Origin of the sequence: Bdellovibrio sp. HCB117, from assembly GCF_047305915.1 — a bacterium.
GTDB lineage: Bacteria > Bdellovibrionota > Bdellovibrionia > Bdellovibrionales > Bdellovibrionaceae > Bdellovibrio > Bdellovibrio bacteriovorus_B.
This window is the reverse complement of the sequence record NZ_CP178622.1, coordinates 439,610-455,086: the sequence shown is the minus strand read 5'-3', so window position 1 is coordinate 455,086 and position 15,477 is coordinate 439,610. Positions and strand designations below refer to the sequence as shown.

Here is a 15,477-nt window from a genome sequence, read left to right as displayed (position 1 = left end):
GCCTTTCGAACGCTCTCACTAGGATAGGAACCTTCTCGTGAAACTGCTTTCTCGTGTCGCATTGGCTTTCATTTTTATCGTTCCTGCATTTGCCTGTGCCGATATCTTTGGACGTGATGATCGTAAAGATATCTTGCAAGTCCCTGCGAAGAATTCACTCGCGCGTTCTGTTGCTGTCGGTGTCTTAAGCAGCCTTTGGACCGATCTTGGAAATGGTCACTCTTCTTTAGATATTAATAAAATGAGCGATTTCATGTGCCGGGATGAACGCTTTGCTAACCAAACAAGCATCGCTTACGCTTGCTCGGGCTTTTTAGTTGCTCCAGATCTTCTGATCACGGCCGGCCACTGTGCCGTGACCTTTGGTGAAATTCGCAGTGTTAATGACCAGTATTGTGAAGTCTACACTTGGATGTTTGACTACGATTCAAAAGTGAATCCCGCAAAGATCGCCAACGACAAGATCTTTAAGTGCAAAGAAATCATCTATGCAACGGTCAGTGAGAAGGGCGAAAACCATGACTTTGCCCTGATTCGCTTGGATCGCCCGACCGTAAATAGAATGCCTTTTAAGATATCTAACAGTCCGGTCAAAATGAATGAACCCGTCACTATGCTGGGTTTCCCGATGGGACTTCCTCTAAAATACACAGACAGTGCTAAGGTCTTTCTTCCGCAGTATCGCAGTCGTTCGTTTTTGACAGACTTAGATGCTTTCTCGGGCAACAGTGGCAGTCCCGTCTTTAATGCTAAAAATGAGATCGTGGGTGTTCTTATCGGTGGAAATCCTGGTATTTCCACCTACACCGATCCTGTTCACGGATGCGAACGATATAATAGCTGTGATTCCAAGGGTGGAAACTGCAAAAGCCTGGCACCGAGTTATCCCCTTCAGGGATTTCCGAACACCTTTTCTGAAGTGCAGAGCCTTCTATTTTATAAAGATATTATCGATAAAAGTATGAGTTCAAAATAGTCTACAAATAAAAACAGCTTCCTATGGGGAAGCTGTTTTTATTGCATCGGTTTGCGGGAATTTTATCACTATTCGCAGTTCATTTCATCCCAATGCTGCTTTACATGCGCTACATAAGCTTGGAATACATCGGTCAGAGCTCCGCAAAGATCTTTTCTGCCTTTACCGCAAGAATCTTTTTCTTCACCCAGCTTCACGCGCTCTTCGTTCACGTAAAGTGCGGCATACCAAGGCTTGTACTTCATCGAGCACACTTGATCATCACTTTGCACTTCGGCTTCACAAATACTGGAGCCGCTTAAGATGGTTTTTAGTTCATCAAGATTGCTTGAATTCAAACAGCGTTTTTCTAAAACGTTATTCGCATCATCGACAAGTTGAATAGAACCAGATTCTGTTGAGATCACCAAACGATAAGGGGTTACTTCAGTGGCTTTTGCAGACACAGAAGTTTGTCCGTCAGCGATATTAGGAATTTCAATAAACGTGACGGCCTTCGCCACGGAAGATTCTTCTTCAGAAATTTGCGGAGGCATATTGATGGAAACGTCGGTCGAAGCCAAGTCCCCCTGTCCCTGCAAGGCGCTTTGGCTGCAGTTCTGGAATCCCAATACGAGACACAGTATCCCGATGAGTGCCAAACCTCTTTTCACAATTTCCCCCTTTTTCCCCGTCTCGTAATGAATAAAGGCAATATTCATTCCGACCCCAGGCCTTTGTAATATCGGGATAAGGTGTTAGAAACTTAACGCTGTATTAAGAGTTCACAGAGGGCGTTTCGGCTTCAGAAACGCAGTATTTTTGCACCAATTCGATCACGGTTTGCTTGCGCACCGGCTTACCAGCGTGATTGTCGGCCCCGGCAGCCAGACTCTTTTCGATATCTTCGGCAAAGCTGTTGGCAGAGATAACAATCACGGGAGTTCTTTTGCGCTCTTGAATGCGCTCAAGATCACGCAGCTTGCGGATCGTATCAAGACCAGACATTTCAGGCATCTGAACATCCATGAAGATAAGATCGTAGTCGTTACGTTCCCATTTTTCTAAACACTCATAGCCATTAAAAGCAGAATCCGCATCGATATTATCTAGCTTGCGGATGTAAGCTTTCAGAAGAGTGTGATTTTCTTCCATGTCGTCTACTATAAGGATGCGACGCTGATTTTCGGAAACAGACTTTTTGATTTCTTTCGTTAGCGCGGCACTCATTTTTGTCGTCCACCGGACATTCCAGTTTTCGGCTTTTCGACTTTGCATCTGCACAGAGAAATAAAAGCGTGAGCCCATGTACTGTTCACTTTCACAGTGAAGTTCTCCACCCATTTCCTGTACGATTTTTTTTGAAATACTCAGACCTAATCCCGTCCCACCAAAACGACGCGTGACTGACGAATCCTCTTGGCCAAACTCATCGAAGATCTTACGAAGATTTTCTTTTGCGATTCCTAATCCGGTGTCTTTCACTTCAAACAGAAAATACTCTGATTCGGAGTCTTTTCCGGGGTAAGGCTGAATGGTCAGTTCGATACTTCCGCGGTCAGTGAATTTCACCGCATTTCCTAACAGATTCATCAGAACTTGTTTTAAACGCAAAGAATCACCGACAATCCAACGATCTTGCTCGGGTCCGTGGAAATAGAACTTTAAACCTTTACGAAGAATCGATGTTGCAACCAAGGCATCCACTTCACGCACAAGATCACTGAGTAAAAACTCGCGCTTTTCCAACTGCATACGCCCCGACTCGAACTTTGAAAAATCCAAGATATTGTTGAGCATGCTTAAAAGTGTTTCCCCCGAACTTTGCAAAGAGCGCAGAAGCTCATTTTGCTCTAAGGTCAGCGGAGTTTCGGCCAGCAATTCGGAAGAGCCGAGCATTGAGTTTAAAGGTGTGCGAATCTCATGGCTCATCGTCGACAAGAACAAAGATTTCGTTTTTGTCGCCGCTTCGGCCTTATCACGGGATTCTAGCAGTTCCTTTAAGACCACTTTGTCCTGATTGACAACGTACTTTCCGGTCAACCACACCATGAGCGTCAGCAGAAAGTACGCCGCCATGGCAACAAAGCCAAAGAAGAACATCCTGAAATAAAGCCCTGAATAGGCTTCGGACTTTTCTTGATAGATCACCATGTGCCAAGGACGGCCCTTAATGGGCTTAGAGTAGGTGATATATGTTTTGCCATCGGCACCGGCAAAATCCTGAAGCTTTGCTCCTTGAATATTAAATACTTTCTGTGAAAGCGTCGGCAGTTTCTTAAACTCGTCTCTGCTAAAAGCTCTTAGGTATTTGAAATCTATTAAGGGCAGATCGCGTGCAATCAAAGGTAAAACGGGGCGACCATGACTATCGACGATGATCACTCCGCCAGTTTCTCCCAATCGGAATGCACCTAAACGATGTGCGATGTCTCCAGCCAAGGTATCAATTCCCACAACAGCCATTAACTTTCCGTCCTTGTAGGTGCCGGTGGTCGTGCTGAACATGACTTTTTCCATGTAGCCTTTGTCGAAATAGAAATCTGAAAAATTTATTCCGACATTTTTTTCGTTCATGTGCCACCATTGCATGTCGGGATCCGTGTTGTAGCCCGGCGCCAGGAACTCTTCATGAATGAAATACTGAGGGTCATTGTAACGAGTGTTCGCGAATAAAGAATAATCTCGAAGAACTACATAGACGTAGGAACTTTTTCCGAAATACTTCTTTGCAAGTTCAGGTCCTAAAGCAAAATAGGCATTGAATTGTGTTGAATGCGGAGCAATCGTCATCGCTGCGAAGCTGCGAAACTTTTCGACTCTTATGGACGGTGGCATCACCTCAAAAAGATCCACGATACTTTTTAGCCGCTGCACATTGGCTTCAAGGCTGGAGATTTCGTTATTGGTTCTTTCAACTTCGCGACTTAAAGCAGGATCCATTCTTTCGCGGATAGAACGCTGCTCTGAAATAAATAAATGAGTGCCATATACGACGATCACTAGCAACAGAACCAGTGTCGTTGTCAGCTGATTGAGCAAGAAAATATGGACAAGAGTCAGCTTTTTCTTCATGCACCTTTAAACAGAAAATCTAAAAATTAATACCTAAACCTACAGTTCCGTAAAAAGTCGTTAACTTAGCACCACTGCCGTCAGAGTTCTTTTCAAAGTAGTAGTTCTTTAAACCAAAGCCGGCTTCTCCGAAAAAGCTCGGAGTCCACAAAACTTTGCCGTGGAAGTTAAGAACGTAGTCATCGCCCAACGTGATATCGCTGTCCGTAGACGACACGTATTTGATAAATTCCATATCCACCCACTTTGGGTAGTTCATGAATGGAAGTTTACTGAACCAAGTATCAATGGATTTAGGCATCGAACGAGCCCAAAAAAGCCCGACACCCAACTTCGGAACATTGGCGTCACCTAAGGTCATCGCCTCGTACGCAACAATCGCTCCGACAGTCTCATCTTTTTCCCACAGTCCCGGAGTAAATCTATAACGAAGATCCGCTTCGGCCACTTTCAAATCAACATCTTCACTGGCACCGGATTCGTCCGTGGCCGGCAATTGAGTTAACGACGTAAAGTAGCGGGCGCTCACGCCCCATCTTTGTTTTGAAAGCCAATAGTTTTGGGCTCCGAAAATATCGTTGAACCACCACGACACGTGACCTTCTCCTAATACAACGAAATCGCCATCCGTAGTCACAACCCCTGTCAGACGCAAGCTCGCTTCACCTGCGCCCGCACGATAAATTTCAAGATAAGACCTGTGAGTAGCCTTTTCACCCTGCACATCCAGATAGACCGTGTTGCTTGCAAATTTCTGAGGAGCTTCAAACTCCCACGTCTGAATATTGTCGGCAGAGTCACGCACCTGCATTTGATCTTTGGATCTGTAGGTTCCTTTGATCGCTCTGTCAGAAATAAAACGGCGGTCTTGTTGGCGCGGAGGATTCTGAATCTCCAATTCGTAACTGAAGATACCGCCCGACTTACCCGGAATCACCAAACGAGACTTTTTTACCGGAAAATCTGCCGCCCATAGATCACGCGCTTCAGCGATCGTACTTTCAAAGCCAAGAATTTGCGTGATCTTGCCATAGTCATTGCCAGAGATCATTTTTGATTCTGCTTTCAAAGGCTTCGGCAGCTCTCCCGTGATAGTGACATGGTCTTTCTTTTCAGATTCGATCATATCTTTCACGATGGGAGCCACGGGTTCAGAAACGAATTCATAGGTCGCATTCGTACTTAAAGTAGCCAGAAACTGCACAGGAGTTCCGACAGCCACTTCTTCTCCACCTTTAAGTTTCTTTTCATCGTTTTGGAAAATCACACGCGGGGTCGTTGATGATTTCGCAAGTCCCAACTGAATGCCAGACTCTTTGACTTCCACGGCGTAGTTCTGAGTGCACATACCTGAATATCCGCGGCCTACTTCCGAGCGAATACAAAAGTGAAATCTTTCACCGTCTTTCCATTGAGGGCCATCAGACCCACGAACACCTTTGAAGGACCAAGTGCCATTTCCTTTCGCGGCTTTTTTCCAAAGCTCTTTACCTTGCTCGTTGATGACCGAGATGTCTCCGCCGGGAACAAGCTCCGTGTCCCAAGTGAAATTCAAGCTGTCTTCTTCAAGTTTCGCGGTGAAAGAATTGTTGTTAAAAGTAACTCCGTTGATATCGAGTTCCTGCCCTTTGGACTTTTGCAAATCGAAATCAACGCGCGGGTTTTTGATTTTAAGTTCTTGATCAATAACGGAAAAGAAAAGAGGTTTATCGAACTCTGTCGCTTTTTTATCCGTGGTCGTTGCTGCTGAAGCTGCTTCTTTTTTCGGTTCTTTCTTTACGGCTTCAGTCTTTGGTGCTTCTTGTGCAAAGGCAAAATGCGAAAAACCTAAGCTGCAAATCAGTGATGCAATAACCAGTTTCACGAAACGTCCCTCTTTTGAATTGCTGTAGATTGTTAAAGAATAAACTAATTAGTACTGTGAGAGACATTAAATCCTGGAAGCTCAGACCTTGTGCTAGAAACTTGCGGTCACTTTGCCGGAGCGGATCATCCACGCCGAGAGCCGATAGTGCGTTGCATTTGCATTGCCTGCCCCGCGTGGGTGAAATAGCCTCCCCTACGCAACAACCTTAGGAGGGTTTTAATGAAATCACTTATCGTAGCAGCTTTGGTTCTTATGGGTTCTTCTGCAATGGCTGAAACTCTTTTCAACTGCGCAGTTCCAGAGAGCAAATTCGTATCTATGAACATCGACCTAGCTGACGACCAATCAGCAGACTTCGTAACTGTTTCTTTGAGCGAAAAATCAAAACAATCGATTTTCTTCTCTCAAATGGACAAAGGCGCAGTAACAGAGCAATTGAACAACGGTTTCTTGCAACTTCTAGCTTTGACTGACAAGTCAGCTCAAGAAGACGGCGTTATCAAAAACACAGGTTTCCTAGCTATTGGTAAAGAAGCAGACGGTTCATTCGGCGGCTTCCTAGCAGCTAACGGCAACATCTACCCACTTTCTTGCTCTAAGTAATTAGAAAGAAAAATGGAGAGTTGAAAAGGCACCTTCGGGTGCCTTTTTTATTTTGGAAGTGAGTTTCAAAAAAACCTAGGGAAAAGTCCAAGTCCAACACTCACTAAACTAATCAACTCCGAGTGAACGGCAAAGCAGCCTAACTTCACGACTCCCAAAATTTAATCAACGAAGAGACTAAGTTACTGCCACGGTGGCGGTAAGCAAGTGCGTCACTTCAAAACCGCAAATCAATGTTACCGTGCCTTCGAAAAAAGGGAGCGTCTTAGCTGTTTACTTCCACGGTGGAAGTAAAAATTGAGCTCCATGATTATCGTACTTCTGTTTGATTAGATTAATTAATGGGAAGCGAAACAACATGGATGATAACCACCTTTTACTGCCACCGTGGCAGTAAGCCTTTGCGTTAGAACATGAAATAATTGGGACCCATAAACTTTCAACCATCCAGTGAAATTCTAAAAATCCACCACAAGCGAAATCACGCCGAAGCCCAGATCCCAAAACACCGAACGTCCCAATAGATTCCAAAATAAAACAAATCCCCCGTTATCACGAAAGACAGTTCATCCCAGTTTTTTAGAATTATTCGAAGAAACGAACATCGAATCCAGCAAAGATTTGCGGATGGAAGTGCTGCCTGCCTTAGCTGACGGGTCCGAAGAGAGGCCTTTGCCGGCGCGCCACGACGGCGCGAACCGCCCAAAGGGCGGCGGCAACCGAGCCCGGAAGGCGTGCCGACCGAAGCGACCAGCCAGCTAAGGCAGGCAGCACTTCCATCCGCAAATCCACCGCAAGAACGACAAGCCAAGTCCCAAGAAAAAAGCAAAAAAAAAGGGAGCTGAAACAGCTCCCTTTCTCGTCCGATAACCCGAAACGATTAACGTTTAGAGTATTGGAATCTACGACGAGCGCCGGCTTTACCGTATTTTTTACGCTCAACCATACGAGGATCACGCATAACGAATCCAGCTTTCTTAAGAGTTCCTTTGAACTCTGCATTGAAAGCGATCAAAGCACGAGTGATACCCAAACGGATTGCACCAGCTTGTCCAGACTCACCACCACCTGAAACAGTGATTTTAGCGTCGAACTTGCCAAGTTGGCCCAATAGATCAAGAGGCTGTACGATCACCATGCGTGATTGCATACGGCTCAAATAATCATCAGATTTTTTTCCGTTGATTGTGATGTTGCCTTTACCAGGCTTCAAGAAAACGCGCGCAGAGCTCGTTTTTCTTCTTCCAGTTGCATAATAGAATTTATCTGCTGCTGCCATTGTCTATCTCCAATTACTTCTTAGAAGGAAGTGTGTAAAGAGCTGGCTTTTGAGCAGCATGAGGATGCTCAGCACCAGTGTATGCCTTCATTTTCATGATAACTTGGCGAGAAAGCTTGTTTGTAGGAAGCATTCCGCGAACAGCTTCGTGAATGATGAAAGTAGAATCTTTCTCTTTCGCTTGAGCTGCAGTCATCTCTTTCAAAGAACCGAAGAAGCGAGAGTGACGGTAGTATTTTTTGTCATCCCACTTAGTTCCAGAAAGCTCCATTTTGTCCGTGTTGATAACAACAACGAAGTCGCCAGTATCAACGTTAGGAGTGAAAATAGGTTTGTTCTTTCCACGAAGAATGTTTGCAACAGTTGTCGCTACACGACCGACCTTTTGGTCAGCGGCATCAACGATCCACCATTTTCTTTCAACTTCATCTGCTTTTGCATTGAAAGTTTTCATTAGGGTCTCCAGTTTCATTTTGAATACGTCAGTTTTACCGTCTGCGCATTCGGCAAAAAATGTTTGAGTTTAACAACGGGCTCTTACACTATTTTGCGGGAAGGGATGTTTTAAAGTTCTATACACCCATTGTCAAGGTCCTGGGGATAATAAACCTTCATTAAATAAAGGCCTTCCGCAGGGGCAGGGGGACCGGCTTTTCGGCGATCTTTCAGGTTTAAAATGCGCTCCATCTCTTGGGGTTCTAAGCCTTTTTTCTCTAACATTAATGAGGTACCCACAATATTACGCACCATCTGCTTTAAAAAGCCGTTTCCGGTGACTGTAAATTGAAGAACGTCAGGGCGACGCCACTCCCAATCCGCCTGATAGATCTCGCGCTCGGTATCTAAAACTGGCGTTCCGACTGATTGGAAACTCTTAAAGTCATGATTTCCCAAAAGAAATTCAGAACTTGAGATCAAATGGTGGATGTCGATAGGCTTGCGCTCCCAAGCCATATAACGGGCTAAATGAGCACTGGGGCGAGGGCGGTTCAAGATCAGATATCTATATGTTTTATGGGTCGCCGACAACGTCGCATGAAATTCTTGTGGTGCAATCCAGGCCCTTTTCACGACGATGGATGGAGGCAATTGAGAGTTCAAAGCCCAGCAGAAATCCCATTTTTTAGCTGGATCAATCTTGCGATGCGTAGAAAAGTGGCAAACTTGGTTCAAGGCATGAACCCCGGCATCGGTGCGGCCCGAGGCGAACAAAGTGATCTTTTCGGCAAAAACCTTCTCTAAGGCCCTTTCGATCACATGGCCTACAGAAATCTGATCTTCTTGTTTTTGCTTCTGCCACCCGCAGAACCCGGTGCCGTCATAGGCCACGGTGAATTTCACTTTCGTCAACATGGGCGGCAAAGTATCAGCTTAGGTTCGTCGCGACAAGGCTATGTTTTTGTAGGCGCCGTCTCGGAAATTTTTCAACGGCGCCGACTCTGTTTTTGTAGTCTATTTAGAAGTTTGAGGCTCTTCAGGCACAGAAGGCTCTGTTGGCTCCTGTGGCTCCTGTGGTTCCTGAGGCTCTTGAGGTTTAGGTGGCTTCGGAGTCATCTTACAGATCTCAATTGTCGTTCCCTGCTGAACCAGGTTGTAGATTTCATAGATCTCCTGATCGGTCACCGCGATACAGCCCGCCGTCCAATTGCTTGGGTGGATGGCCCCCACAAATTTATTGAAATCCGGGCGAGATGAAGCATTCGGGAATCCGTGAATCATGATGTCGCCGCCTGCGGACTTCCCTTTAGACTTCGCATATTCAATGTCTTGCTTATTCGGGTAAGAGACATGAAGAGAAAGATAGAAAGCACTCTTCGGATTTTTGCCATCGATGTAGTAGATACCTTCAGGCGTTTTGTAGTCTCCCTCAAATTGTTTGTGACCTTCAGGTACAAGTCCGAAAGCGACCTTGTAAGACTTCACCACAACATCTTTGCTCAAAAGATAAAGCTCTTTGCGATCTTTACTCACAAGGATGCGGTCGATCTTGTTCTTTTTATCCAAACCGAAGCGCTTAAACTGGTCTGAATTCAGACGAGGAAAGTTGTCGACACGTTGAATGTCATCGCAGTAGCGAGTTTGTGCGAATGACAAAGACGTAATGAATAATCCGGTAAGAAGAATGAGTTTTTTCATAGCGGAATTGATAGCACGGCCACCGAAAAAACCCCTAAAAATTTATGGCGTATTTCGCGGAACAAGTATGAATACAGCGAGCACGATTTTAAGTGGACTTCGCGGTGTACAGACTGTAGTCACCTCTGTTCTCTTTTCACGGTGTATTGACCACCCCTAAGGAAAGTCGTACTCCATGCCATCTTTTTAATAACCAAATCCAAGGAGTAAATCATGAAATCATTAATCGTAGGTTTGATGTTAGTTGTTTCTTCAACTGCTATGGCTCAAGAAGATATCGTTAGCCATCGTGAATCTGACTACCAAGTAGACGTTCTTAGCTGGTGTGAAGAGAACTACGTTATGGGCCAAAACTCAAAAGGTGAAGTTGAAGCTCGCTACAACTGTTCTGAACAAGGCTTGAAATGCACAGCTGGTTCAATGCACCGTATGAACCGCACTATTCACTTCGCTTCTTGCCAACCTCAGTAATCGACTGTGATACCGGCACCCGCTATGCCGGAAGTGAAATCCAGATCTTCATTGAAGGTCTGGAGATAGCGGTAATCTAAAGACACCCACAAATTAGAGATGCCGTATTCGGATTTCAAAGTGAATGCGGTTTCTCGATCCATCGCCGAAATATTAATTAACAATCCTGCAGCTCCGTAAGCACCTGGCGTTCCCACCGCAGATGGTGTCGCTCCGTCGTCACGGAATTCAGCCACTCCGATATAAGTTCCGCCACCAGAAACATAAGGCGCGAACCACTGACGGTCCATCCACTCTAAGCGATAGACCAGACCCAGGTTCAAAGGCACAGCTAAAAAGGTATAGCTTTCTTTCGCTTCTTGCCCGACTAGGTCCCCTTCGATGAAACGACCTTTTCCGTTAGCGATCATAAAACCAAAGCCCGCTTGAATACCGAATTTTCCGTAGCCATTAAATGGCTGCCATTCGTAATCAAACATGAAAAGCGGCTGCGAAGATCCTGAATACATCGTATCGAAACTTGTCGTCCCATCCGCTGAAATAATTCGCGGAGGATCGATTAAACCCAGACGGAAACTTCCCGTGTGATTGTATTCACCCGATTCTTTAGTGCGATAGATGTAAGCGCCTTCTTTAGTGATCGCGATCAGACCGTTCGCCGCTTGAGGATGCTCGATATATTCCGTTCCTCCACGCGCTGAGCGACGCATGACCTTTCCGGGCTGCAGAGGCTTCGTCGGTTTTACTTCCACGACAGGAGACGGTGGAGCCGGAACCACCTCAGGTTCTTCAGCAACAACCGGTTCTTCATCTTTGATCGAAAGTTCTTCTTCTAAGTTTTTGTTCGGGTCTGCTTCTTCGTTTAGATTCACTGTTTCTTTTTGCGGAGGCTGAAGCGCAGATTCCGGAGCGGCGCTTTGAATTTCATCTTCAATGCTTAACGCTTCTGAATCAAATTCAGTGTCTTCTTGAACAAAAGGAGGTTCTTGCGGAGCGGACTCCGCTTCTTGAGCTTGAACGGAGTGAAACGAAACCACTGCTAAAAGAGCGATAAAATATTTCGACCAACTCACAGTTCACCTCGAAATCGACGACCTAAAATCAAACGGCGATAAAGACCATAAATAGTCAAACCACCCAAAGAAAGAAGCGCAAAGGCAGTCCAGAATCCCAAAGCCACACTGGCACGTGCAAATAAAAGCAAAGGCCACAAAGCCGCGCGGACTGCTGTTTTCGCGATTTCACTTTCAGCGATCATGTTAGCGTAATAAGGACTGTGTTTGTAATAGAACTTAACAAAGGCCTTTCCCCATTTATTGGGAAGAAGGAACTTGTTACGAAATTCACGGAAGCTTTCCACTTCAGGCGCCATCTGACTGCCGAAGGCCGCAGTGGCAATAAAGCAGCTTTTATCATCAAGTAAGCCCACCACCGCCGCCGGAGTACCACAAAGTTCAGCAGCGGTTACTGGCGATCCTGAAGTTCCGGGAATTGGAGTAAAGAAAGAAATCACTCCGGTCATATCCATGTTCGCCATGACCATGCAATAGCGTTCGCCATTGACCAGACCATCCACGCGATCATCAACTATTGGAGGTTTCGCAGAACGATTCACCGGAAGTTCAAACATCGAAGATGCATTGCTGATACTTGCGATCGTCGTATTGTCGTCAGTAACAAATGGCTCGTAAAAGAAAACAACCGAACGAAATTCTACTCCCGGTGCTGGTGAAGCCGGATACCCGTCCGAGTAAACCATGTTTTCAACGTATAGCTTTTCATCACCTGGAAATACATTGAAGTGACAAAAACCTTGGTTTGCCGCCACCGCCGCCGTATTGCAATCCGTATAAAAAGAATCCGAACCATCTGCCGCAGCCACGCGTGTGTTCAATCGGAATGTCATTGAGTCTGTTGTCGCGGATCCGCCGGATGTCGTGTTGATTCCAACAACCAGATCCTTATTCATACTGCTATCGCAGTTTCCGACCCCGGCTGCCTGGCAAATTTCGGCCCAAGTCGCTTGAAAGGTCAGAACTCCACTGTCAAAAGTCCAAGGTAAAGTGGAACTGACATCGTCCTCACCAATTTTTGCGTAAACCGTTCCTGTCGTATTCGTTGAAGTCATTTGAATGACTAAACGAAGATTGGGATAAGCGCTGGTTTTATTACACGAAAAAAGTTTTCCGCCTGCAGAGGTTCCCGTGCAACTGTCACAAGTGAAAGCTCCATCGCCGGTACAGGCTACAGCAGGTGTGAACCCAGCATAAATAATGGGCTTTGCAGGATCAGAAAGATCACGATTTGAATCGCCAGAAATAGAATTCAATGTCATGGTCGCATGACTATTGAACGAAAGAAGGAAAATGCTGGCTGCCGTGATTACCGAAAGCTTCATCCTTTTAATCGAACCATGCGAAGGTCGAGATGTCAAAAAAAGCTCAAACTCAAGACCTTCGTCGAATCAGACAGGGACTATGGAAAAAGGTGGGAAGACCCACCTTTTTATTAACTGAAGAAGATTTGTTCAGCGATTTGGATGCCGTTCAGAGCAGCACCTTTCCGGATGTTGTCCGAAACAACCCACATCAACCACATTTTTGGGTTTTCAGGATCGCGATGCACGCGCCCCACGTAAACAGGATCTTTTCCAGAAACATCGCGGGCCAAAGGATAAACGCTTTTCTTAGGGTCATCTTGAAGGACGATGCCTTTGAATTCGGAAAGAGTGGCCATGATCTGATCGCGGCTGACTTCTTTATTTAGAGTCACCCATACGGACTCACTGTGCGCGTTCAGTGCTGGGATACGAACCGTGAAAGCCGAAACTTTCAATTTGTCCTGACCCAGGATCTTACGTGTCTCTTTCATGATCTTTACTTCTTCACTGCAGTATCCTTCGTCGTTAAAGGACCCGATTTGCGGGATGCAGTTGAAAAGAATCGTATGCGGGAAAGTTTTTGGTTGGTGATCGTCTTTGTGGTTTGACGTCTGTTCCATCAATTCGTCGTAACCACCTTGTCCAGCCCCACTCACCGCTTGATAAGTGCTGACTCGCACTTCTTCTAAACCAAATTTATCTAAAAGTGGTTTTAGTGCCACAACCAACTGGATGGTTGAGCAGTTTGGATTAGCAATGATTTGCGGCTTGGAATCTTTAGTCACCAAGTTGCCGTTCACTTCGGGAACTACCAAAACAGTGTTGGGATCCATACGGAAAGCGGCAGAGTTATCGACGGCAAAAGCCCCGGCTTTCACAGCCTTCGGCGCCCACTCTTTGGAAATATCATCACCCGAAGAAAAGAACACAAGATCAAGGCCGTCGAAGCAACCTTCTTTAAGAACTTGCACGGGCCAAGAAGCCCCTTGCAGGTCGATCTTTTTTCCTAATGAGTTCTCAGATGCAAAAGGGCGCAGCTCCTGGATGGGAAAACTGCGCTCTTCAAGAAGTTTCATGAAAGTTTGGCCTACCATGCCGGTAGCGCCAACAACTCCGACTTTAAGTTTTCTTTTCATCTTTCTTCGCCTCTTCTTCCTCTTCTTCGAGGACTAAGTCACTCTCGTGTACTTGCGCGGGAGCATACACACTGGGCTTAATTTTACGAATGTTCTTTCCAAGCTTGAAGACACCGAAAACTGCACCCAAAGCGGCATAACCCATGAAAAGCACGAACAGCATCACTTCAGGGCGAAGAGCAACGACAACCAAAACACCGACACCCAAAATCAGGTAGCGGAATGGAAGACGCTCTTTCAGATCTAAATCTTTAAAGCTACGGAAGCGGAAGTTACTTACCATCACTAGCGCCAAAAGGATCGTCATGATCAAAAGACCATAGTTACCTAGTGGTTCTAATTCCAAATCTTGGAAGGCAAGAACTGAAGAAGCTACGATACCCGCAGCCATTGGAATTGGTAAACCTTGGAAATAGTTTTTTTCAACAACGTTTGCTTGAACGTTGAAACGCGCCAAACGAAGAGCTCCGCAGGCTACGAAAAGGAAACACGCCACCCAACCCAAACGACCAAAGGGTTGAAGCGCCCACAAGAACAACAAAGTCCCTGGAGCCATACCGAAGCTGACAAGGTCACACAAAGAGTCGTACTCGGCACCGAACTTACTTGTCGAACGAGTCAAACGTGCCAAACGACCATCTAACTGGTCAAAGACCGCCGCCACAACAATCGCATAAGCGGCATAAAGATAATTTCCTTTGATAGATTGAATCACTGCAAAGAAACCAGAGAACAAGTTTCCTGTCGTCATCAAATTCGGAAGAATATAGATATACATTGCCAAGCGCTGTGCTTTGGCATCTTCGGAATCAATTTTTTCTAGATGAGTATCTGCCATTGTCTTCTCCCGCCATGTGGTCCATGGCAGGGAAACATTATCCTACAGTGGCAAAAAATCCAAAGAAATAAAACAGGATGGTGAGGCCAACGGCGCTCATCACAGGCAAAGTGAGGTTGTCATCAAGCTTTCCAATTGGAATAAGCTCCGCAAATGCGCCAACAAGGCCTGCGAACAAGCTGACCACCACAATGCGATCCATGAGATAATTGTGATATAGCAAGTAGAAGAAAGTAAGTGCGGCACAAACAAAGAATGCCGCCATGAAACCCTGGATTGATTTATGTCCAAAGATTTTATCTTTTCCGTACAGAATCCCAAAGTAACTTGCGATAGGATCTGCGAAAGCCAAGAACAACAAGGTCAAAGCCACGATCGGACGAGGGAATAAAATATCTACGAGTAGAACACCAGAAAGTAAGAACGTCGTTCCCGCCAATTTTTTTACTTCACTTTGACGCATGATCGGTTTGAACGCGTGAACGGCCCAATCATTCAAAGCTGCATTTTTTTGACGCAAAAAATCGAAAGGAACAAACATCAACCAAGCGGCCACAAGAATTGTCATAGATACAGCAGGCGGAAGATAGACGTACGCAAGGAACATCACGGAGACTCCCGACATATGCCAAATTTTTCGAGCATAATGAATGTCCGAACGCTTCTTTAAATCCACTGGCTGTAAAAATCCTTCAAGTAACATCAATTTTATCCCACGTTAGGCATCCGTAAAGGAG

15 protein-coding genes are annotated in these 15,477 nt (G+C 45.6%); 3 read left to right on the top strand and 12 right to left on the bottom strand.

The genetic code is table 11. From position 1 onward, the window contains the following. Positions 1-37: 37 nt before the first annotated feature. Complete coding sequence (locus ACLWBD_RS02235) at positions 38-976, top strand: trypsin-like serine peptidase (RefSeq protein WP_413569382.1); 939 nt, start codon at positions 38-40, stop codon at positions 974-976. 68 nt (positions 977-1,044) lie between these two features. Here ACLWBD_RS02235 and ACLWBD_RS02230 read toward each other — a convergent pair whose 3' ends face one another. The 3 genes from ACLWBD_RS02230 to ACLWBD_RS02220 all read right to left on the bottom strand — a co-directional run bounded on the left by ACLWBD_RS02230 (position 1,045) and on the right by ACLWBD_RS02220 (position 5,894). Beyond that, positions 1,045-1,629: a hypothetical protein gene (locus tag ACLWBD_RS02230; RefSeq protein ID WP_413569381.1), complete on the bottom strand. Its 585-nt coding sequence runs from the start codon at positions 1,627-1,629 to the stop codon at positions 1,045-1,047. A gap of 103 nt (positions 1,630-1,732) precedes the next feature. After that, positions 1,733-4,030, bottom strand: a complete 2,298-nt coding sequence (locus ACLWBD_RS02225) for an ATP-binding protein (protein WP_413569380.1) — start codon at positions 4,028-4,030, stop codon at positions 1,733-1,735. Between the two features lie 19 nt (positions 4,031-4,049). Next, the gene (locus ACLWBD_RS02220) at positions 4,050-5,894 is read right to left on the bottom strand and encodes a hypothetical protein (RefSeq protein ID WP_413569379.1); all 1,845 of its coding nucleotides are present in this window, start codon (positions 5,892-5,894) and stop codon (positions 4,050-4,052) included. A 222-nt stretch (positions 5,895-6,116) separates the two neighbouring features. Between ACLWBD_RS02220 and ACLWBD_RS02215 the strand changes: the two genes are divergently transcribed. Further along, a complete protein-coding gene (locus ACLWBD_RS02215) occupies positions 6,117-6,500 on the top strand; it encodes a hypothetical protein (RefSeq protein ID WP_063206240.1) in 384 nt (127 codons plus the stop codon). A gap of 880 nt (positions 6,501-7,380) precedes the next feature. On the opposite strand, the gene rpsI is transcribed toward ACLWBD_RS02215, so the two are convergent. The 4 genes from rpsI to ACLWBD_RS02195 form a co-directional block, all read right to left on the bottom strand. After that, on the bottom strand, positions 7,381-7,779 hold the full coding sequence (gene rpsI, locus ACLWBD_RS02210; protein WP_041871182.1) for a 30S ribosomal protein S9: 399 nt from the start codon (positions 7,777-7,779) through the stop codon (positions 7,381-7,383). A 13-nt stretch (positions 7,780-7,792) separates the two neighbouring features. After that, positions 7,793-8,233: a 50S ribosomal protein L13 gene (rplM, locus tag ACLWBD_RS02205; RefSeq protein WP_041871184.1), complete on the bottom strand. Its 441-nt coding sequence runs from the start codon at positions 8,231-8,233 to the stop codon at positions 7,793-7,795. Between the two features lie 110 nt (positions 8,234-8,343). Beyond that, on the bottom strand, positions 8,344-9,132 hold the full coding sequence (gene truA, locus ACLWBD_RS02200) for a tRNA pseudouridine(38-40) synthase TruA (RefSeq protein WP_413569378.1): 789 nt from the start codon (positions 9,130-9,132) through the stop codon (positions 8,344-8,346). A 99-nt stretch (positions 9,133-9,231) separates the two neighbouring features. Beyond that, positions 9,232-9,915, bottom strand: a complete 684-nt coding sequence (locus ACLWBD_RS02195) for a L,D-transpeptidase family protein (protein WP_413569377.1) — start codon at positions 9,913-9,915, stop codon at positions 9,232-9,234. A gap of 213 nt (positions 9,916-10,128) precedes the next feature. Here ACLWBD_RS02195 and ACLWBD_RS02190 point away from each other — a divergent pair, with 213 nt between their 5' ends. Beyond that, the gene (locus ACLWBD_RS02190; RefSeq protein WP_063206238.1) at positions 10,129-10,386 is read left to right on the top strand and encodes a hypothetical protein; all 258 of its coding nucleotides are present in this window, start codon (positions 10,129-10,131) and stop codon (positions 10,384-10,386) included. Here ACLWBD_RS02190 and ACLWBD_RS02185 read toward each other — a convergent pair. The 5 genes from ACLWBD_RS02185 to ACLWBD_RS02165 form a co-directional block, all read right to left on the bottom strand. Then, positions 10,380-11,459: a hypothetical protein gene (locus ACLWBD_RS02185; RefSeq protein WP_413569376.1), complete on the bottom strand. Its 1,080-nt coding sequence runs from the start codon at positions 11,457-11,459 to the stop codon at positions 10,380-10,382. The two genes, ACLWBD_RS02190 and ACLWBD_RS02185, sit on opposite strands and share 7 nt — an antisense overlap. After that, complete coding sequence (locus ACLWBD_RS02180; protein WP_413569374.1) at positions 11,456-12,784, bottom strand: CFI-box-CTERM domain-containing protein; 1,329 nt, start codon at positions 12,782-12,784, stop codon at positions 11,456-11,458. The genes ACLWBD_RS02185 and ACLWBD_RS02180 overlap by 4 nt, the downstream gene beginning before the upstream one ends. 110 nt (positions 12,785-12,894) lie before the next feature. Continuing rightward, positions 12,895-13,902: an aspartate-semialdehyde dehydrogenase gene (locus ACLWBD_RS02175; protein WP_063206235.1), complete on the bottom strand. Its 1,008-nt coding sequence runs from the start codon at positions 13,900-13,902 to the stop codon at positions 12,895-12,897. Further along, a complete protein-coding gene (gene pssA, locus ACLWBD_RS02170; RefSeq protein ID WP_063206234.1) occupies positions 13,886-14,740 on the bottom strand; it encodes a CDP-diacylglycerol--serine O-phosphatidyltransferase in 855 nt (284 codons plus the stop codon). The genes ACLWBD_RS02175 and pssA overlap by 17 nt, the downstream gene beginning before the upstream one ends. Before the next feature lie 37 nt (positions 14,741-14,777). Continuing rightward, positions 14,778-15,365: a diacylglycerol/polyprenol kinase family protein gene (locus ACLWBD_RS02165; RefSeq protein WP_413569373.1), complete on the bottom strand. Its 588-nt coding sequence runs from the start codon at positions 15,363-15,365 to the stop codon at positions 14,778-14,780. Between the last annotated feature and the right edge of the window lie 112 nt (positions 15,366-15,477).

Coding starts and splice junctions, on each gene's coding strand:
- rpsI (WP_041871182.1), bottom strand. CDS start 7,779: ATGGCAGCAGCAGATAAATTCTATTATGCAACTGGAAGAAGAAAAACG.
- rplM (WP_041871184.1), bottom strand. CDS start 8,233: ATGAAAACTTTCAATGCAAAAGCAGATGAAGTTGAAAGAAAATGGTGG.
- ACLWBD_RS02165 (WP_413569373.1), bottom strand. CDS start 15,365: ATGTCGGGAGTCTCCGTGATGTTCCTTGCGTACGTCTATCTTCCGCCT.
- truA (WP_413569378.1), bottom strand. CDS start 9,132: ATGTTGACGAAAGTGAAATTCACCGTGGCCTATGACGGCACCGGGTTC.
- ACLWBD_RS02175 (WP_063206235.1), bottom strand. CDS start 13,902: ATGAAAAGAAAACTTAAAGTCGGAGTTGTTGGCGCTACCGGCATGGTA.
- ACLWBD_RS02225 (WP_413569380.1), bottom strand. CDS start 4,030: ATGAAGAAAAAGCTGACTCTTGTCCATATTTTCTTGCTCAATCAGCTG.
- ACLWBD_RS02195 (WP_413569377.1), bottom strand. CDS start 9,915: ATGAAAAAACTCATTCTTCTTACCGGATTATTCATTACGTCTTTGTCA.
- ACLWBD_RS02180 (WP_413569374.1), bottom strand. CDS start 12,784: ATGAAGCTTTCGGTAATCACGGCAGCCAGCATTTTCCTTCTTTCGTTC.
- pssA (WP_063206234.1), bottom strand. CDS start 14,740: ATGGCAGATACTCATCTAGAAAAAATTGATTCCGAAGATGCCAAAGCA.
- ACLWBD_RS02190 (WP_063206238.1), top strand. CDS start 10,129: ATGAAATCATTAATCGTAGGTTTGATGTTAGTTGTTTCTTCAACTGCT.
- ACLWBD_RS02215 (WP_063206240.1), top strand. CDS start 6,117: ATGAAATCACTTATCGTAGCAGCTTTGGTTCTTATGGGTTCTTCTGCA.